The organism is Caldicellulosiruptor hydrothermalis 108, from assembly GCF_000166355.1.
Taxonomy (GTDB): Bacteria; Bacillota; Thermoanaerobacteria; order Caldicellulosiruptorales; family Caldicellulosiruptoraceae; genus Caldicellulosiruptor; species Caldicellulosiruptor hydrothermalis.
Genome location: NC_014652.1, coordinates 416,819 through 437,124, shown reverse-complemented (window position 1 = coordinate 437,124; position 20,306 = coordinate 416,819). Strand labels below are relative to the sequence as shown.

General features: G+C 37.7%; 15 protein-coding genes. 3 read left to right on the top strand and 12 right to left on the bottom strand.

Annotation, left to right across the window (positions count from 1 at the left end):
- Positions 1–84: 84 nt before the first annotated feature.
- The 11 genes from CALHY_RS13780 to CALHY_RS01890 form a co-directional block, all read right to left on the bottom strand.
- Positions 85–7,257: an Athe_2463 domain-containing protein gene (locus CALHY_RS13780; protein WP_013402337.1), complete on the bottom strand. Its 7,173-nt coding sequence runs from the start codon at positions 7,255–7,257 to the stop codon at positions 85–87.
- A gap of 15 nt (positions 7,258–7,272) precedes the next feature.
- On the bottom strand, positions 7,273–9,123 hold the full coding sequence (locus CALHY_RS01930; protein ID WP_013402336.1) for a hypothetical protein: 1,851 nt from the start codon (positions 9,121–9,123) through the stop codon (positions 7,273–7,275).
- Positions 9,124–9,253: 130 nt separating this feature from the next.
- Positions 9,254–9,811, bottom strand: coding sequence for a hypothetical protein (locus CALHY_RS01925; RefSeq protein WP_013402335.1), 558 nt, complete (start codon positions 9,809–9,811; stop codon positions 9,254–9,256).
- Entirely contained in the window at positions 9,783–10,550 is a 768-nt protein-coding gene (locus CALHY_RS01920; RefSeq protein WP_013402334.1) for an ImmA/IrrE family metallo-endopeptidase, read from the bottom strand. The genes CALHY_RS01925 and CALHY_RS01920 overlap by 29 nt, the downstream gene beginning before the upstream one ends.
- Positions 10,543–10,899: a helix-turn-helix domain-containing protein gene (locus tag CALHY_RS01915; protein WP_013402333.1), complete on the bottom strand. Its 357-nt coding sequence runs from the start codon at positions 10,897–10,899 to the stop codon at positions 10,543–10,545. The genes CALHY_RS01920 and CALHY_RS01915 overlap by 8 nt, the downstream gene beginning before the upstream one ends.
- 268 nt (positions 10,900–11,167) lie before the next feature.
- Positions 11,168–11,392 (bottom strand): type II toxin-antitoxin system HicA family toxin, encoded by a 225-nt coding sequence (locus CALHY_RS01910; protein ID WP_013402332.1) that lies wholly within the window; start codon positions 11,390–11,392, stop codon positions 11,168–11,170.
- The gene (locus CALHY_RS01905) at positions 11,393–11,593 is read right to left on the bottom strand and encodes a type II toxin-antitoxin system HicB family antitoxin (RefSeq protein WP_013402331.1); all 201 of its coding nucleotides are present in this window, start codon (positions 11,591–11,593) and stop codon (positions 11,393–11,395) included. It abuts the gene before it with no gap.
- Positions 11,594–11,795: 202 nt separating this feature from the next.
- The gene (locus CALHY_RS13705) at positions 11,796–11,966 is read right to left on the bottom strand and encodes a hypothetical protein (RefSeq protein WP_013402330.1); all 171 of its coding nucleotides are present in this window, start codon (positions 11,964–11,966) and stop codon (positions 11,796–11,798) included.
- Positions 11,967–12,490: 524 nt separating this feature from the next.
- On the bottom strand, positions 12,491–13,936 hold the full coding sequence (locus CALHY_RS01900) for a restriction endonuclease subunit S (protein ID WP_013402329.1): 1,446 nt from the start codon (positions 13,934–13,936) through the stop codon (positions 12,491–12,493).
- Positions 13,933–16,722, bottom strand: coding sequence for a restriction endonuclease subunit M (locus CALHY_RS13275; RefSeq protein WP_049772009.1), 2,790 nt, complete (start codon positions 16,720–16,722; stop codon positions 13,933–13,935). Before CALHY_RS13275 ends, CALHY_RS01900 begins: the two co-directional genes overlap by 4 nt.
- A 210-nt stretch (positions 16,723–16,932) precedes the next feature.
- A complete protein-coding gene (locus CALHY_RS01890; protein ID WP_013402327.1) occupies positions 16,933–17,124 on the bottom strand; it encodes a hypothetical protein in 192 nt (63 codons plus the stop codon).
- A gap of 142 nt (positions 17,125–17,266) precedes the next feature.
- Between CALHY_RS01890 and CALHY_RS01885 the strand changes: the two genes are divergently transcribed.
- Genes CALHY_RS01885 through CALHY_RS01875 form a run of 3 tightly spaced genes read left to right on the top strand, consistent with a single transcriptional unit; the run spans position 17,267 to position 19,177 of the window.
- Complete coding sequence (locus tag CALHY_RS01885) at positions 17,267–18,019, top strand: hypothetical protein (protein ID WP_013402326.1); 753 nt, start codon at positions 17,267–17,269, stop codon at positions 18,017–18,019.
- The gene (locus CALHY_RS01880) at positions 17,985–18,836 is read left to right on the top strand and encodes an ATP-binding protein (protein ID WP_013402325.1); all 852 of its coding nucleotides are present in this window, start codon (positions 17,985–17,987) and stop codon (positions 18,834–18,836) included. The genes CALHY_RS01885 and CALHY_RS01880 overlap by 35 nt, the downstream gene beginning before the upstream one ends.
- A 17-nt stretch (positions 18,837–18,853) precedes the next feature.
- A complete protein-coding gene (locus tag CALHY_RS01875; protein ID WP_013402324.1) occupies positions 18,854–19,177 on the top strand; it encodes a DUF6809 family protein in 324 nt (107 codons plus the stop codon).
- Between the two features lie 81 nt (positions 19,178–19,258).
- Here the strand turns inward: CALHY_RS01875 and CALHY_RS01870 are convergent, their stop codons facing one another.
- Entirely contained in the window at positions 19,259–20,212 is a 954-nt protein-coding gene (locus tag CALHY_RS01870) for an Rpn family recombination-promoting nuclease/putative transposase (RefSeq protein WP_013402323.1), read from the bottom strand.
- Between the last annotated feature and the right edge of the window lie 94 nt (positions 20,213–20,306).

The window sequence follows — 20,306 nt, the reverse complement described above, 5'->3', positions numbered from 1 at the left end:
CTGTAGATACATTTTATATACACTTCTGCTAACAATTACAAGTTCATTATACAGTGTTGGAGAGAAAAATGCAAGTGTTTTTTGCTATGGTGTTATAATCTCTGTTCCGTATTGCAGTTCACCTTTAATTAGCACTGACAGATCCACGTCTGTTGTTTTATATGAACCATCAGTGTTTTTTCTGTATGCTCTAACCTTTATCCACAGTTTATCGGGTGGGTTGTTGTTTGACAGAAAGTATGAAGGTCTGCCGTAAAGTCGGAGCATTTCATTGTAGTCAAATGTATTGCCTTTGGTCCAGTCGGACCAGCGGTAAACACCATCCCAGAGATTGTGCTGGGCAGCTGCTGGAAACTTTTCAATTGCCCATGAATTGTAATGATGGATTCTAAATCGCACCATCAGTTTTTTGTCATCCAAATCAGAACTCCAGTTGTTTTGATAAGTTGTGTTTGTGTTTTGTGGGATCAGCCATGTGTGCAGATTAACTATTTGCATTGTTCCTGTGAGATTGCCCTGAGAATCTCTTGCTTCCCAGTAGCCTGTTATTGTTTTTGTAACTCGCTGACCTTTAACTGTTGTTTCTACCCTGTCGAACCATGCTTCAATCTTTTCGACGTAACCTATTGTTTTGGCTTTCACAATGAGTGCTTCACCAATTCTGATTTCACTTGCTTTTACTGTGTGCTGTTTAAGTATTTCCACCTCTGCCCTGTTCTTTGCTCGTTTCTCAAATTTCTCCACCCATGCATTGATTGTAACAGGTGTGCTGATGTAGTATGTTTGCACATACCAGTTGCTCCATAGTGGTTTCAGTTTGGTGCTTCTTGATGTTGGATTGTCCTGTACCCTGTAGCCTATCTCATATGTGCCATCATATGTGTATCCTGCACTTTCAAGAGTGTCTGGTAGCTTGTCAAAATACTGGATCTGTCCGTTGAATTTGATATACCACTGCTCTGCGTTCTTGGGATCTCCGTCAGGGTCGCTGTATGTTGTTTGTGGTCTTAAGCGTGTTCTGTGGTCGGTGATTGTCATTGTGAATGAGCATGTTGGTGGGTTGTTGACTACATCTTGTTCTGTGTCCTTGCTCTGTGAGTATACCCTGAACCATTTAGAAGCAACAGCCGAATAGTTATTGTTGGAATCCTTAACCTGCAGTGAGAGCCTATAACTGTCTTCTTGCATTGTCGCAATATAGCTCTTAACCGTTGCAATGTTGTTATTTGTTACCTCACCAAAGTCCTTGTTTGTGCTGCCATCTGAATTATATATCCACCAGTGCCATGCTGTGATCGGGTCATTGTCCGGGTCATAGGATTTATCAGTCAAATTAGACGGTTGATTACCTTTGAGTATCTCACTGTCAACCGTGAAATCTGCTACCGGTGGGTTGTTAGCAACGCTCAGGTCTATCATAGCTATCTTTGGTTTTGACCACACACCGACACCGTTTGGTCCGTCACAATCCTGCACCTCAAGCTTGATGAGATATATCTTGCCACTCTGCAGCGTCATGTTCTGCAAATTAGCAAGTGTTGTGTCTGTCCAGTTGGTATCGTCTGTTGTCTTGTACTGCCACTTCCATGCGATGATACCTTTGTCTGACCGGTTGTACTGGTGGTCAGGGTCATAGCTATTATCTGTAATTGTTACCTTGCCAGTAGATTTGTTGTATACTGCCGTGAAATCTGCTATTGGTCTTCTGTGAACGTAGAGCACCATCTGTCGTTCAAGCTTTGACCAGAGCTTGTAATTGTCAAAGTCATCAGTGCCGGGTGGTGGATTGTCCTGTACCTGGAATGTTACCATGTACTTGCCCGGTTTTGTGAATACCTCAATCGGTGTGCTTAACCATGTATTGTCAAACTCTGCTTTACCAAGGTTGTTATCGAAGACTGTTTCGTCGTGTTCGTATTTCCATCTCTGATTGATGATTGTATCATTCTCATAGTCTTCCCAGTATGGGTAGTAGATGACCTTTTCCTCATCGGCAAGGACATATACAGGGTCTGGTGTGAGCTGTACATTGGTGTATTTAGCTTTGATGTCGTTCAGTGCCTGGTCTAATTGTGCTATTGCATTGCCTGCGGTGTCGTAGAGTTTGCCATCAGTTGCATTGGCAAGCTGTCTGAGTGTTACGTTCTGCGGTGTATTTGGCATCAAGTAATCAAAAGTTGATGATGGTGATACTGCAATAAATTTGAAATTGTTATCAGTTAAAATCTTTAAAAAGTTTTTGTCAGCCGAACTCAAAGCAAAATACTGTCCCCATTGAGTACTTGAGTTTCCCTGTGTATCTGACAGATAAACCACATAATTATCTCCATCTGTTATTTGAGATAAGCAGAGGTAAGATAAAGATTCGATAGAACTTAGAGATATCAAAGGATACAAACCATGCGGATATGTTACGTAATAATCCATTGGTGATACATAAAAACCTATTGCATAAATGTAATTATTATCCCTATAAAATGTTGGAAAATAGTTATTCTCAGTGTAATCTAAATTAGTATATAAATTTGGATCAACTACTTTACCATTTAGTAAACTTTTATCAAAATAATTACGAAAATAAACGTTGGACCATTTTAAGTCATTATATCTAAATGAATTACCATTATAATTTATAAAAGCATTATATGGTAGAGGATAATAATATACAAAGCCATTCTCATAATATTTTCCATCACCATTTGAAAGAATTATATGGGGAAAGGAATAATCATAACCACTGAGGTAAACTTGTGCAGTCCATGTTTTATTATCATCACCTATAAATGTAACATTTGAGAAATAAATACTTACTACGGATTGTGCATCCTGATGAACTTCAATTCCCATACTCAGAACATCTTTTACATGGCTTCCCCATAAACCAGATTTGCCTGGTATGCAGCCATAATTAGCTAAATTTGGAAAATAACTGAAGAAATTTGAAGAATAATTATTATATTTACTATAGTCATTATCAAGACCCTTTGTATCAATGTCCGTGGCAACATAATAATAGTTTGGATATGATACATAAAATAAAGAAGGTAAAAATTGAAGATGTCCTTTATATTTAAAAAAGTAAGGGCAACTCATTGCCTTGAAATCAGTAGTTGAACCACTAACTATCCGCTGATTGCTCACTATTACATTAACATCCACACCATAGCTATACAGCTGTGCTTTTAACTGACCGATCTTAGAATTTATAGCATTCAAATCACTCTGTGATGACTTATCGGTTAAAATTATTATGTTTACAGTTTTTCTATCAACCTTACTCGCATTCAATGACGCAAAAGGAGCTATATTTATAACCTCAGCAACACATTTACCCTCATCCCAGTCAAATGTGTTACCCTTTTGTAAATCATATACGCTTACCCAGTTGCTAATTCCTGTCAGGTCAAGCCCTTCTCTAACAACCAGTGCTACCTTGTATCTGCCAACATTTGATGTTTTGAGTGTGATTGTTGTATCGTTGCCTGTATCAACTGTTTCTATATCAAAGTTTTGAACCTTATTCCAATCGCCTACTGCCTGCCATGTACCATCTGATTTGCGGATATACCATGTTTCATTGTCGAAGTTGCCATCATTGTTGGAGTCATAAGCATAGAACCATGCATGTTTAGCAATTGTATCTCCATCGGGTGAGTAGCTGTTTGATGTAATCTGTATCGTTGCCTGGGATGAGTCAGCAGGGTCACGAATAATTTTTGTGGGCATTGTAAAGTTTGCAACCGGTGGCTCGTCAGGTTTGATAGTTACTATTATGCTTGTAGACTGTGTATTGCCATAGCTGTTCGTTATTGTGAGTGTGACCTTTACCTGTCCTTCTTTCTTTGCAATGACACTTGTCGACTGCACACCAGTAGTTGGTGTTATCAACTTTATGTCGTTTGCGGTAAGGCCGCTGTATGGTTCAATCTTCCACTGTGCTTTGTTCCAGAGAATAGTTGCACGTTTTGAACCTGAATAAGAACTTGAACCATCAAATATTATTTTACGGTTAACTTTCAAATCGCCAATGGTCTGTATTTTGGGTAGTGGTATTGCCGGAATAATTGTTATATTGGCTGTTGCAAAGCTGCCAGCTCCTAATTTATCTCTTGCGAAGCCTTGTATTGTGTATGTTGTGAGTGTATCACTCCAAAAAGATGCAATGGTTGTACTGCCATTATTGTAACTGTTTTTCTCGTAATCCTGAATACCGTTTGAAGGGGATATAGACGTTATGTCAGTCATGACATAATCTCCGTATATTATATCCTCATCAGTGCCTGTTACATATACATAAATGTCATCACCCTGTGCAACAATACCAGGAGCATTTACGTAGCAAGTTGGTTTGTGATTCTGATAGCTCCAGCTGACTGCAAATACCTTTTCATCTGTTCCTTCCTTGTATGTTCCATCTGTAAAATACACAACAGCCTTATATGCAAAGACAACATATCCATCTTTATTGTTTACAGTATACTGTTTACTGTCATAGCTACCGATTGGTATTTCGATAGACGTTTTCCTTGTCCAGTAAGTTGCCATTACATCAGTGGGAGAACCTATACCACAATAAAGTGTCCAGTGGTCAACTGTTCTACCACCGGTGTCTGAAATTGAAGCTCTGATACCTGTTTTGACAGTGGTTGTGTCGGGGGTAACTTCGCCTGTGAAGGGATTGAGTGTTGCTGGTACCGTCATTGGGTCAAGTAAACCTTCGCATGTTACATCTCCTGCCGGCGGTGTGACTGGCGGCACTGGTTTGTCTGTTGTATTGACTATGAGTTTAACTGTAAGTGTCTTTTGCCCTGAATCAAGTTCATCGCCGGTAACCGGTTGAGCCTTTGCACGTGCTATGAATGTCAGGGTCTGACCGTTCATATCTTTTGTGAGTTTCAAGGTTCCACTTGTTGGATATGTTTTTGTTGCTGTTACACTTGCCACATCACTGGTTGTCTGATATGTGGGAGATAACAGCGACTCTATATCCTGTCTTATCCATACACGCCACAGTTTGATTGTCTGATTCTTATTAGGTATTGTTGCCACTGCTTTGAGTGGTATTTTAATACTGTCGCCTTCGTTTCCAACAATCTGCGTTGGTCCAGTAAAGTCAAGGTTAATATCCATCTGGACATTTACTGGAACTTCAACCTTAACTGTATTTGTCTTCTTTGTTGCGCCGTCAGTGAAATACAATGTAGCTGTTACGTTAAATGTTTCTGTTGTCCTGTCTTTATTTGTTGCAATAGGTACTGAAATGGTTGTGCTTGCGTTTCTGCCGGTGGTTGTAACGGTGCTTGTTCCTGTTTCAGATGTATTTTCATTATGAACTGCTGTGAATACCCATTTTTGGATTGTCTTAGTCCCTGTGTCGCCCACATTTGCAGTGGCTGAGATTTTTACTGTGTATGAAGTTGGGTTGCCATTCTTATCAAGGTTAATCACATCATTTGAATTTGCGGAAAGCACTGGCGTATCAGAATTTTCTTTCACACTGACTCTTGCCTGTACAGGTGCAGGAGGGTTTGACCATGGCGATTCATGCAAATTCCCGTTTGGGTCTTTCAAAACGTACCTGACCTTGCCGTAGTATGCCGGTGTGCCTGTGCCTTTACCGCTTGAATCAAGCGGTATTTTGCTTGCGTCATACTGGAACGATTTTATATTGTCAAAGCTGTATTTTGTGCCTGTGCCGTTTGAAATGGTCTTTGTGATTACATTTCCTGCCGGTGGATTATTGGTGTCAATGTAAAACTCCATTGCTGTTACCTGATACCCTGCAGGTGGTGATGGTACTGTTACTGTTGCGTTTATCTGGTGGTTAACATACTTGCTTGGACTGTACTGACCGTTGGTGATTGTTACTGTGCTCTGTGAAGGTGTAACCGACAGCTGGAGCTGTGGCGGTTGTGGGTTGAGAACTCTGATTGTAAATGTTAAGGTTGCTAAACTCGGTTGACGTGGATACTTGTCCGTCCGCCCATTACCAATATCAAATTCCACTTGTGTTTCCCCTGTGACTACTACTGTATTATCTCCGCCTTTTAGCATGTCCTTCGGTACATCAAAACGCCTGCCTTCTACTGCTGTTCTGAAGGATACGGTATCTGTATCTTTGCCTGTAACTATTGCATCTGTCCATCTGTTGATAATACTGCTGCTGACAGGATTGCCGTTGATTGTGATTGATGTTATCCTTGTTTGATACTGCAAAACGTCGTTTCTTGTAAGAGTGTTGTTGTCATAGTACGGATTTGCACCAAATGTTCCAAGTCCGTCATTAAGCTCGCCGTTAACATAAATGTCTATTGACGGTTGGGCAGAACTCTGCGGATTGTAGAGCAAAACTGTTCCGTTCAGGCTTGACGAACCGCTGCCACTTGCAAAGCTCAAACCTGAAACTATTGTCCCATCAATACCTTTTGTTGTAACCTTTGGGTTTCCGCCTTGTGTAATAATGCCTGTATATGTCCTGTATCTCAGTCTGCCGGTAGAATCTTTCCAGATTATTCTTGCCGAAGCGTTGTGGTTTGCGTCGGTGCCAAGGTATGCAACATATGTGGAAAGCCCACTTGCTGTTGTTACTTTTCCACTGTCCACAAGCAGTTGCTTTAGTGTCTGATAAGTTCCCGAATCATACTCTTTGATAAGAAACAGATTTTTGAACAGTGTATCCCAATCAGAAGCAGATACCTTGCTCGGGTCATACCCAGTAAGTCCCAGTACGTCTTTTGCGGAAGCAGGAACACTTGAGAGTTCAACCACTTCATTTGGTTGTACAACTTCCGGCTTTAAGTCAGGAGGGAAATTAGAGTCGGAAAACGGAGCTCCTGATTGTGAGTATCCAAGGTATCTGAACCAACCACGTGTACCGCTTGTCTTGTTCTGCAAAAAGTAGCCGCTTGAATCTGCTTTGAATCCTGCCGGGCTTGCCAGACTGTTTGCAGGCACATCCCATGGTTCGCCGTATACTACCTGACCACGCTCTGCATAGATTTCACAGTTGAAATAAACCCATTTGTTAATGGAAGGTACAAAGATTTTGTCTTTTATAGTTCCTGATCCTTTATCTGCCCGTTGTAACCAGTAATCTCTTCCCTGCCCATTGTAACTGTCAATTCCTCCATTGTAAAGTTTGGTATCGTCTGCTTTAACGGTCTGCCATATCCTTACTGGTGGAACAAAACTTAAAACCAATGAAAGAATACATAAAAAAGAAAGAGCTTTAAACAAGCTCTTGTTGTTATTTAACATTCCTTGTATCCCTCCTTACTGAACATATTTTGTGTTAGGCTTAGCCGAGAGAACTAAGTAATATCCTTTGCCTTCTCGGATATAGTTGGGTAGAGTAGTGTAAAGTTCATATCGAATTGTATCCACACCAAAGAAATTGCCTGCAGTGTATACCACATATATATCACCATAGTTTTTTGCAATTGTCCGACTTGTAGTCATACTTTTTATTTTTGCGAATGAATAAGTCTTTAGGTCTTTTTGAAGTTCATCGCGATATGCTATGGGAACAAAATTTACAAGTATAGTCTTGTAATTCTCCCACAGGTAATCAGTCTTAGGATCATCAAAATCATCATAGGGCTGGACAGTACATTGATTGAAATTGGTTGACTTACCACCATATACAAAAGTAGCTAATCCCCAGTTCCCGTATTCATTTGGAACTCTTCTTACTAAAGTTTTGATAATGAATGCTGACTTTAGTTCCTCTACTCTAAAAGTAGCTGTTGCCGATGTAATTTTGAAATGACCAAACGTATCAAAAGTATAGGAGTTTTCTGAAGATTTAAATTTAAGTTTCTGGCTATCATAATATACATAGTATCCTGCTCCTATTTGTGCCTTGGGTACCCAATAATTATCAAGCTTTATTGTCACCTCATCCAGCACATCCCTTTTGCTTTTATCAAACACTCTTGCAATCATCTGGACAGCTTCAGCTCTTGTGAGTGTTTTGCCTGCGTTGAAGTAGTAAACACCAATGTATAACGCCGACTGGTCGGGTGTGATGATGCCCAAATCTGCAAGTCTTAACATCGGTTCTCTGTAAAGCTGCGGTATCTTGCTGTAATCCTTGCAGTAGTAAGCAAACCTTGTATGGTCGGTCGGGTATTTTCTTGGGTAGTTTATGAGATAGTCCTCAAGGTACATGTTGAAGTATGGATGTTCTTTGATGTTGTAGTTTGCTATACCGCCCTGAAATACTTCTCTTCCCTGTGTGTGATAAAGATAGGTTATCGCTGCCAAATCAAATCTGGTAAGAGGAATTTTAAGTTGTTCGATAAGTGTATCTTTATATATCAAAGCGTCCACTACATCTTCAGGTTTGCTAAACTGTCTACTGTCAGTATACGGTAGACCAAATGAACTAATTCTCTTCTGGCTTAATATAAAAGGATAACTCAACTTTTTTACCTCAACCAAAGGGTCTAATGTAAACATCCAGCCCTTCTGGTATGGACGTGGTGCGTATACTGTCTTGTCAGGGTATTTTTTCTTGAATTCTGCAAGTATTTTCCTGAATGGGTCATCTATATACTTGTATGTTCCAGGTGCTAAACTTGTTCCTTTGTATCTGTCCCACACATATTTGTATTCAGTCCTTCCGTCAGCGTATTTGTATTCCATTACCAGCAGTTGATAACCCTGAATAAAGTCGGTAAGGTCGTAGCCAACTATCTGCCTGTTGAAGATGTCATAATTGCTTGCAAGTGGTCCACCGAAAAAGCAAATACCTCTCATGAACGCCTCTGTCGGTGGCACTCTTCTCACTTCTACAGGTATATTCTTATCCTTGAGTTCCGGCACTGCATTTATTAACTTCCACACAATGTAGCTTGCCTGAGCTCGTGTTATGGGTCTGTCTTTTTTGACCTCACCGGGTATCAAGCCCATTTTGACTGCCTTTCCCCAGTAGTCCAGAGGCTTATCCGGCTTTACTTTTGCACCTACTAAAAGCGATGTTACAAACTTGCCTGCTGTGATGTAATCTATCTTGTTTATTGCTGCCTGTACTTTCTGTGTGATTGTTCCTGCCTGTGCTACTGGGAAGGTAAAGCTCAATAGCAGGCTCAGGATGACCACAAAGCTCAAAAGTTTTCTCATGGCTACATCAACTCCCTTTTGCTAAAGTTTTTTCTCATTATTGTTATACCATGATTTTGAAATTTGCTACACAGAAAATTTGTCTGCTAAAAAACAAAAAACCACTGTGGTTTGAAATTGCAACAGTTATTTAGTCCGTTTCTTTGTACTTGTCAAGAAGCTCAAAAAAGCTGTAAGTTGAAAGTTTTCTTTTTCTTAGTTTCATCTCATCTAATATTTGTTGTCCTTCATAAAAGCTTATGAGTTTTCTTTGATATGCAAGGTATAGAATGGTTTCTGTAGTTATCAATGGTGGGTGGTCGGGCTGAATATGCGGCAGCACATCTTTAAGATTGTTGCTGGCAAGGGTACCATTCAGATATTTTGCTATTACAATAGCAGAAGCCTCACCCCTGCCAATGGGATTCTTTCTTCTCTCCTCATCTGTCAAGCTCTTAAACTCTTCCTCATAAGGGGTTAAAATTGGAATTCTTTCAAGGCGATACTCCTGATTTCTTATTTTTGACTCTATGTTATGAAACACATACTGATATGATTTGTATTTGAGCAATTTTTTTATTTCATTCAATACATCATCTGGAATGATAATGTGACCTGCGAAAAGTTTATCTACTATATCAAGTCTGTTTATCCATGAAAAGGAACAAATACAATCATTGTCAAAAACTATTGGCATCTTCAAATTCATTTATTTCACCTTCTGTATCCTGCTGGGGTTCAAACAACAAAGGTGCATATCCGCCCTCTATTAAAAGTTCCTCATATTTGCCGTATGAAATTCTCCCAGCTTCAAGTAGCTTTCTTGCAAGCTCTGCATACTCTGAATATACCTGAATTTCTTTATCTGATGTGTCTTTATAAAGCTGAGTAGAATACCCATATTCTTTTGCTTTGGTAATTACGTTCTGGCTAAACTCTTTTTTCTGCTGTTCATTGATTATCCCCAGTTCTCTTAACCTTATTAACATGCACTGGTGACTTACCCCAAAATATTGCTCCAGAAAGATTATATCACTAATCCCTATCTGTTTACCTTTTGTCTTTTTTTGCAGCACATATTTTAGCCCATCGGCAGGGACCAAAAGATTGAGAGCAAAAATGTTTGCTTCTCTTTCTTCCGGGTTGTCATCTGCGAACTTTCTTATTGGGCAGATCCTGCTTACAACGCCTTTGCCATACTTGAAGTGGTAGTATTCATGTGCGGCTGTAAACCTCTGATGTCCCAGACTCTTTCTTGAATTGATTACTATCAGGTTTGCTTTGCCTTTTCGAGTAAATAAACCTGACATCTTGTTGCTCATTTCCATAATCACAACTGATATACCTTCAATCTCATGAAGGACTTTAAAAATGTCAACCGGTTCATAAAATGCAAGCCCAAGTTCTTTTCTTGTTTCCAGTGCTCTAAGCTCTGCAATATTACTCATTTTCTATCTCCTCACACATCCTGTACATCATATCAAGGTTCATTACAAACTCATTGGCAAAAGCTATAACCTCAAGATCTTCGTCTGCAATTTCATCAGCTCTGAAATTAATTGCAACCTGTGTGTTTAATTGTTCATCGTCGCTTAAAAGGTAGTTGTAATCACAACCATATAACCTTGCAAGAGCCTGCAATGTAGCAACGCTTATTTCTCTTGCTCCAGTTTCATAATATGAAAGTTGTTCCTGAGTAATACCCAGGTATTTTGCAACCTGCTCTTGAGTAAAACCTCTTTGTTTTCTCAACTCTCGAAGTTTTTCACCTATTTTCTTGTATACCTCTTCTTTCATAAACATCACTCCATATAACTATTCGTTATAAATGTTCATTTCCTCTATTTAATTATACCACATTTGTTATCACAGTAAACAGTTTTTCTTCCAAGAAAAACAAAAAACCACGGCAAGGTTTTTTCTGCAAACCTGTACCGTGGCTAACTTCCTTTTTATTTTTACATTTTTGTAGACGCATTTTGAATATGGTTTTTCGGCCTTGTCCTTATTATACATTCAAATTTCAGGTTTTGCAATAATGAAGCTACTGGAGATTAACAAAAACTTAAAGAAGTTCCAAAAACTCTTCCAGACTTATTCCCGCTTGTTCTAAAATACTTTTTAATGTTCCTCTTGCAACTTCTTCATGCATTGGGATAATTACAATCCTTGTCGGATTCTCTTTCTTTAGCTTGAGATGACTGCCTCTTTGTGATACTTCCTTGAACCCGGCTTTTTTGAGTGCTCTTATTATCTCCTGGGGCTTCAGTACAGGATATTTTGGCGACACTTATACTGCCACCTCTATTGTAGTTATTAGCGGTGGCATCTGTGGTTTTTGTATTTCTTCCCCTTCATAGTAAAGTTCAAGAGCTTCCTTTAAGTTAGCTATTGCTTCTTCGATAGTTTTTCCCTGTGAAGCTACACTGTTTTCTATGCACTTAGCTATATACCAGTTGTCTTCTTTGCTTACTACTACTGTAAACAACATTACAAAATCACCTTTTACGCTTGAAAGTTTTCGCTTACAACTTTTATTATACCACACAGAAAACAAAAACCACAGCTTTTTGCTGTGGTAGTTTTTTATTTTTACATTTCTGTAGACAGGTTTTGAGTATGGTTTCTCTAACTGTTTTAATTATACCTCGAATTTTTAGGTTTTGCAACATGGTTTGAAAACAGGATTTTTATTATTGCAGTATTTCTCCCCCGTTTCCTTCTTTAAACTCTTCTAACTCCTTCCTGACTTTTTCTGCTCTTTTGTGTACATACTCTAAAAATTCTTGTAAAGTCATGTCTTTTGTTTCTTCATAGAATTTCTCCTGAAATCGATGAATTTCTTGCATTACAGCACTTTCCATTGTTTTCCCCTTTCTTTTTGAAGCTATAAATTGCGAATCTCCAATACAAGGGGAGTTTTTATTTTTTACATTTTTGTAGACGCATTTTGAACATGGTTTTCCGGTCTGCCTTTATTATACACCCTGTTTTCAGTTTTTGCAATATGGTTCAAATAGAGATTTTTCAAAGCTTTTAGACTACTGGGCAAGGTATTGTTTGAGCTTTTGAGTCAGTTGTTTTGCAGCTGACATGACTTTCTCTTGCCGCATCCTTATGTAATCGTTTACAAACACCTTCTCCGCCCTGTTGTCTGTTCTGGCACTTCAACCCCGGCTCAAAAGCCCTTCCCAGGTTTGGCTGCTTCCTGCAAACTAAGCTTCATTCTTGCTTTGAGTCATGTGCCAGAGTCTGTTTTGAGCTTTCAAGCTACCCGCAACCTGCCATGATTTCAGAAAGTTTGAATTGGCTTGAGTTTGTTATAGATAACGAACATATGTTGGTGTTAAACTTGGTCTTCTTTTGCTTTTAAAAAATTTGACCTCTTTCAAAGATTTTTATTTTCCTCTAAAATCGCTTTTTCTATCAAATTATCTATTTCTTGTTTTAGTCTTTCTATTTGCTCAGCAATTTTTTTCTGGGCATTAAGTTTTGTTTCTATTTCTTTAACTATTTGTTCTTGTATAGTTTTATCAGGAAGCAAAATGTCAAACTTTTCTATATCATTGGGATATATTTCTATCTGGTTAGACATACCACTAAAATTGGCTTCTATTTGAGAATATCCAAATAAGCTCCTTAAGTAATAAGTCAAATAACGAGGATTTACTTTATCTTGATCAACTCTTAAAATAGATATATGTCCATCAACTAAAGCTTCTTCGTCACTCTCCCAAATATCAACTTTACCTATTGAGCCTGTTCCTGTAGATGCTATTAAGACATCCAAATATTTTATTCCTGCTTTCTTTTTGTTTTTCTGGAAAAATTCACTACTAACATATTCGACTTCAGATAAATCTATGTAACTGTTTTTGAGGTTAGCGGTTTTAACAACCATAACTTCCCCCTCTTCTTTATATTCAGGTTGAACACCTCTTCTCACAGGTTCCCGCAATAATTGTTTCAGTTTTACAGTCTTGAACTCTTTTAGTTTCCCTAAAACAAAATCAGATCTCGGATGATGAAACTTTAGAGAACTCCTTAACTGTGTAGCTCTAGATAAGTTAAATAGATTTTCTTCAAATATATGTTTCTTCTCTAAATCCGAATATTGTTTAAGATCAAGTTTAAAGTATTTGCCGAAAACTTCACTTACAATAATCTTAGGTTCTTTGATTTGAGTTTTAAGTTTAGAGATTTCTTGCTCTTTTTCTTTTATTTCATTAACGGGAATATTTTTTAAAATCTGTAAAGGAACTAACCATTTTCCCAGATCAGCTTGAGATATATTTTGCTGGCTCTTTCCACAAGCAAGTGCTTCAAAATATCTCCTGCTAATTGATGAATATAGGAAGTATTTTAGATATTCATCATCAAACAGGTTGTGAACTTTTATAACGATGATATAGCCGGCAGGCATGAAATTTTTATCCCTTATATATTCTGGTAAGTCATGCCTTATAAATTTAAAGGCTATCCCAACAGTCCCTGAACGTGTAATCAGGAAATCACCTTCATCAATAAACAAGTTAAAGAATTTTTCAATTTCTTCATCTCTCAGAAAAATAATATCTTCTCCAGTAAATTCTCCCATTGGCTTTAAATTGTTCACTCTTATGTAGCAAGTATCTGTTTCATAATCTGCATATACTTTCTTACTAAAATCTTTTCCATTCCTAATTCTGGATACTATTTGTCTTAGTTTAAAACTTTCCTTCCATTTAGCTTTTAATCTAACAAAAGATGTGTCGTAATAATATGCAAATTTAAAATCTGCTCTTAGGTATGAATTATTAGTTAGTTCAGACAGATTTTTAATATGTATCTTCATTTTTTCTTGCACCTCAAGTTAAAATTTGGATTTTCTGACCAAATATCCGCTTTCCTTAGATAATCAAGCACTGTTTCCGGATTTTCTGTATCTATTATTATGTCAGTTTTAATAATTTCCTCTTTCTCTTCCTGAACCACTTTACTTCCTTTGTTAACCCAATATGTCCTCTTTACTTTTTCAGCTTTAACTTTAAATAAATCGTTTTTAAAAGCAATAATATTCTCATTTTCATCTTTTACTGGAATATCTTTGTCTTGTTCGCCTCTCTTTGTTCTTTTATATCCAATATTTTCAACTTCAGCGTAGAATATTGGATAATTGAAGTGTTTAGATACTTCTCCGAAGACCCACCAGCTATTGCAGTAGTCGTTTTGCCCTTCAATTTGTGGATAGTCCAAAGTAGCTATTTCTAGAACATCATCATAAACATATTCTAAGAGTTCTTTAAAACTCTTAAACTCTTGCTCTTGTGGGTAAAATTGTTTCAGAAATCTCTTCAGAATTTCCTTATTTTCTTCAGTGTCTAACTCGTCCAGTTTATACTTATTTTTAAAGGATTCTATTTCCTCTACCAAATCCTTAAATTTATTTTTATTCTTCTGTGGTATTTTTGCTTCAATTTCATTTTTCAAATTATCATCCAGTAAATCATGAACCAGAACTTTTGAATAATCTATCTCAATATTATGGTTGTCTAAAAGTTTTCTGAAAGAGTCAAGAATTTTATCGTTCTCTATGAAAAACTTAATTAATTTTGAATTCCTTAATTTATTGTATTCGTTTGCATACTCTCTCCATTTATCCTCCCATGCTTTAACTTCTTCATCAGTTTTTCTTTCCGCAATTAGCAAACTAACCTTCGTTGATGTGTAAGGTTCAAAAGCTTCCTTAGGCAGGCTGATAATAGCCTTTATTTTGAAATACTTATAAAGGAAATTCCTGATATATAAATTTTCCTTGGTATCAAAAACGCTTTCCGGCAAGACAACTCCCAATCTCCCTTTAGGTGCTAATAGTTGGAACCATCTTTCTACAAATAGGTTCTCCGAATTTTTTTTATCATAAAAGACAAAGGTATCTCTTATATGTCTGTAGGACCTCATCGCCTCAATCTTTATAGAGAAAGGCGGATTTGACATCACTACATCAAAACGTCCGTTTATCGGCTTTGGATAAATATTTGTTTCTTCACTTTCAGCCAATAAACCAACATCTTTTCCTTTCCACTTTCTCGTATAAAATGCTTTACCGTTTATTTTGAAGGGCATTAGACCATCTTCAATGAAAATATTCATATTTCCATCGCCATGAAGAATCATATTTAGTTTGGCCGCTAAACCTAAACGGGTGTTCGGTTCAATCCCATAAATGTAATCTTCTGCCCAATGATGTTTTCTGTTTGGATCTTCTAAGTCTTTTATTTTTTCTTCTAAAGCTCGAGTAAGTTTCAATTTATCTTTATTTTTCAGCACCTCTTTTGTAATAATTTTCATTGCTTCAATGAGAAATGTACCACTACCGGCGGCAGGGTCTATAATATATGGAAAGTGTGGATATGTTTGATTCAGCTTGTATATTGCTAATTTATCTAACTCTAATGCATAAATTAGGAATCTAACAATATTCTTATGAGTAAAATACTGTCCTTTACTCTGTTTAAATTCGTTCTGTAATATGCTCTCAAAAAATAAACCTAAGACATCTTCTTCTTTACTATGGACATTCTCCGTTAAGGAAATTTCTTGGAGTTTTTCTACAGCATAAAATAGTTTCTCATAAGTGAATTTATCTCTCTCAATCAAAGGTATTTCTTTTATTTTTTCTTCATCATAGTTTAAAAGATCTTTTAATGCGATTTTGTATTTATCTTCTAATCTTTTTGCCAGTTCTGCCGGAGTTTCCGGTTTGTCATCCTTATAAAATATTTGAAAGCTGTAAATTTCCCCTCTAGGCGTAAATAACTCATCGTATATCTTAACAAGCATGATTTTGATTAAATGATAAAAGATGTCGTTATAATCAGCTTCACCCCCAGCCCATAATTTGTTGTGCAGATCTACTCTTAGTTTTTCAAAATCTGTAAGAGTATAATCCTTCCTTAAGGGTTTTAAACCGCTAATTGGATCTGGTTTTTCTATGTTAGCATAGGTGTATTTTTTTGCTATACCATAATCTGCTGGTATCTCATCTAATGAAGGTTCTCCTGCTTCTTTCCAATCTTCATAAGTTGGGAATTGTTCAAAATCTATTACAATTGCTCTATCTAAAATTTCTCCATTTTCAATCTCAATTGTATATAAGACTAAGTATTTGGGTTTTATATTTCCTTTTATTTCTTGCTTAGCAATTGCGAAAAGTTGATTTTCTATGGCATCGTCTTTTTCTTTGATAAAGCTATCTGGGGTTTTGCACTCCAATAACATAAACGGATGACCTTTTTTAGTTTTAACAAGAATATCTAAACGAGCCTCTTTTCTGGAAGGACGACCTATAGAATACTTTTTTTCTAATTCTATAACTTCACATCGGTAACCAAGTTCTTTTATGAGTTTCAAAACCAAATAGGTTCTTATGTAAGCCTCATCTTCAAATTTCTGTTTTTGATGTTGCTCAATACAATTTGAAAAATCTATAATTTTGTCCTTCTCATCAAAAATTGTAAGGATCTCGTTTTTAGTGTCCAGTTCTTCAAATCTTCTCAGTATTATAGCTTTCCAGTGTTTTGTCATGTTTTCATCTCCTTCTTTCATTCTTAGCAATCGTTTACAATCTCTCTTTCCCATTTTTGCTTGTTCTACCACCCAAAACCCGGCTCAAAAGCCCTTTGCAGGTTCGCCTGTTTCCCGCAAACCCGGCTGTATTCTTGCTTTGTGCCATATACCGGAGTCTGTTCTGGGCTTTCAAGCTACCCTGTGTCTGCCATGGTTTTGAAAAGCTTGGTTTACTTTGAATTCATTTCAAAATAGCGAACATTTGTTAGGTTTACTGTAAAATTAATTATCATCTTCCTCGACTAATGATACATCTATTTCTCCATGTGTTTTTTCCCATTCTCTTATATATTGTTCAATGAGAAATTCTATTTGATTAGCCGTTGAGCGTCGATTCTGCTGGGCAATGTATTTTATTTTCAAAAAATTATCCTCATCCAAACGCAAAGTAAACTGACGTTTTCTTGATGGCATTATGATATCACTCCTTTCTATCTCCAAGAAAACAATTTGATATCACGTTGATATTTTAACATTTCTTTTAAATTTAAAAAAGATTCTTCTTGACACCTATGTGATATCGCATTATAATAAAAATCAAAAGGGGTGATTCTAAATGAAATCTAATAGACTACAAACAACTTTAAGATTACCCAAGAATCTTGATGAGCAACTTTCAAAAATTTCTATGGAAATGGGAGTATCAAAAAATTCTCTGATTGTGTTTCTTTTGACTGAGTCCCTATCCAAGTTTTCTTCGCAAAAAATGCAGGTAAAAGAAAGCGAGCAAGAGTCTGTTGACCCAGTAGACTCCTGCTCTCAAACCACTTTGCAAGACCGTCAATATGATATCATTTTGCAACCAACTGAAACTCACAATTGTTTAGACAATATTGTTGTTAAAGATGTTGTTAATAATGTTGTTGTTAATAATGTTTGTAGTTATACAACTACAAATAGAGAGGAACAAACAGAGAATAGGAAGGCAGTGATAGTGGAACTAACGAGGAAGTACAGGGAAGCTACTGGGGAAAGCAAGGAAGATGATTACAGGTACATAGGCAGGCTCTGCAAGGAATATGACGCACATCTAATTGCAAAGGCTATAGAAGAGCTTGAGTATGTGTTACTGGAACGGAAAGTTGACAACCCACGCGGGTATTTGCGCGGGATACTGAAAAAGATGTGTCTGTCCGACAGTACCACCCCCAGTAGCCATAACACCGGTAGCCATAGCAACCGTGATTTTGCTATGGACACTGAAAAATGTTTTGAGAAATGGCTGGAGTCTAAAATCAATGAGTGGAACGAAGATTTTCTGAGGAGGGTAAAAAATGACAAATATGCGCAATTTTATGAATGGGGATGATTTTTTCAGGTTTGTGAGGGATGAAAACAAACCACCTGTCAGGTGTGAGTACTGTGGAAGGCTTTTGTACTATGTGTATCCTGTTGTAGGTGGCAGGCAATCTTCTGCGGGATTCTACGAAACATGTGATTGCGAAGGTGTAAAACAAAGGGAAGTTGAGGAAGAGAGGAAGTACATTGAAGAACTTCAGCAAAAGGCAAAGCTTGCCCGGGTGGAGAAGTTGTTGTCCCAATCGAACCTTGGCAGAAGATTCAGGGAACGCACATTTGAAAATTTCAGGTTTGAACTGAACCCTGAAGCCTACCGGGTTGCTCTTGATTATGCACAGAATTTTGAAGTTTATGCCCACAAAGGTCAGGGTCTGATTTTTACGGGCAGTTTTGGTGTTGGCAAGACACATCTGGCTGCTGCGATTGCAAACTATCTAATCATACACAAATCCGTCCCAGTAGTTTTTGGCAGTGTATCTTTTCTTCTGGGCGAACTGAAAAGGGCGTATGAGTTGGAAGCTATTTCAGCGGACAGAATTGAAAAACAACTCTGCACAGTTGACCTTCTAGTTATAGATGACCTGGGCAAGGAGAAACCCACCGAGTGGCTTGTTGAAAAGCTGTATTTCATCATAAACAACAGGTATGAGGATTACCGGCCTGTGGTGATAACAACCAATCTGACACTGGACGAGATTGAGCAAAGGCTGAATGTAGCTGGCAGTTTGGCGGGAAGCGCGATTGTTAGCAGGCTTGTTGAGATGTGCAGGATTGTTCCCATGCACGGTCAGGATTTCAGGTTGAGTTTGAGAAAAAATGCGTGCTGAGAGGGGAGTGTTTTTTGATGACTGTTCAGTACCCCAAAACAAAGGATGTTATTGTGGAGTTAATTGAGAATCTTGTTTATGATGCGATATATGAGCACCATGCCGACCTTGAAGAAGATGAGCAGTGGCAAAAACTTCAGGAAGAAATACAGCAAATCATGAAAACTTTAAAACAGCTTATACCGCCACAGCAGCACAGCCTTTTGGATGAACTCATGGATAAAATTTTTTACATGAACAGTCTGGCCGAGCTAAATGCTTACAAATTCGGCCTTTTTGATGGTGCAAAGCTCCTAAATTCTTTAACAACCGGTGAAATTTTGCAGTTTGTATCTTCATAGGAAGGGACCCCTGGAAAATAAAAGCCACAGGTATTTTGCATGAAAAACTACCTGTGGCTAAAGTTTTTGAATCTGAACTTTCTAATTAATCAGTTCCTGCCTCAGTTCCTTTATTCTCTCTACATCCAATTCTGTAATATCTGCAATATCTTCGTCGCTGAATCCTCTCTGAATCAGTTTTCTGGCAACTTCAAGTCTTCCTTCAAGTTTCCCCTTCTGCATTCCTTGCTGAATTCCTTCATTGAACTTTCTCATTTGTGCTTCATCCAGAAGTCTTGCAACGTTTGATACAAACTCGCCCATCTTGCTCACTCCCCCCTGCTTTAGCTCCTGAGCAAGTTTATCATACTTTTCCCTTTCTTCTTTTGGGAACCTCGGGCGAATTACATTTCCCGCCCATATCAAAAACCTTTCCACGTTGGTCTGACTGAGGCTTTGTAGTTTTGGCACAACTTCTTTTAGCCTCTCGATTAACTTTTCTGTATCGTCCCTTACTTGTTCCAAATAGAATACTACCGGGCTCAGGACATCATTTTCTTCTTGCAGTAGCGTCTTTGCATCTAATTTTGAAATGTTTACAAGTGCATACCTGAAAATGTCATCTTTGAAAACATCGAATTCGCTGATTATCTCCTGCGAAATATCCCAGTCTTTTTCAAGACCATTGTATGTCACAATTGGGATTATTGCTGGAAGTTTCTTTACACCTTCTCTGATTTTCTTTGCCCAGAGCAAAATCATGTACTTTAGAAGTCTTTCTGGCATGTCTTTTACTACAGTTGACTGGTTCTCAATGAGGATGTAGAAATATACTTCTCTGTCTTTCAGTTTTGCCTTTGCTATGACATCTGCTCTTTTTTGTAAAAACTGCTCATCTACAAATTCGTTCGGAACAATTTCAATCGAATCCGGTTGTATTTGGTCTGCCCAGCTGTAGCCAATAACATCTTTTACAAGAAAAAGGATATCTTTTGGGTGTTCAAACAGAAACTTAAAGGTTGAATCATGTTCCTGTGGTGGCAAACTATCACGCATTCGCTAACTCCCCCTCTTTTAGCAAACTTCCAGCAGGGGGAGGAGAAATTTTACCCTTTACACTTTTATTATACCACACAAAAAGCAAAAACCA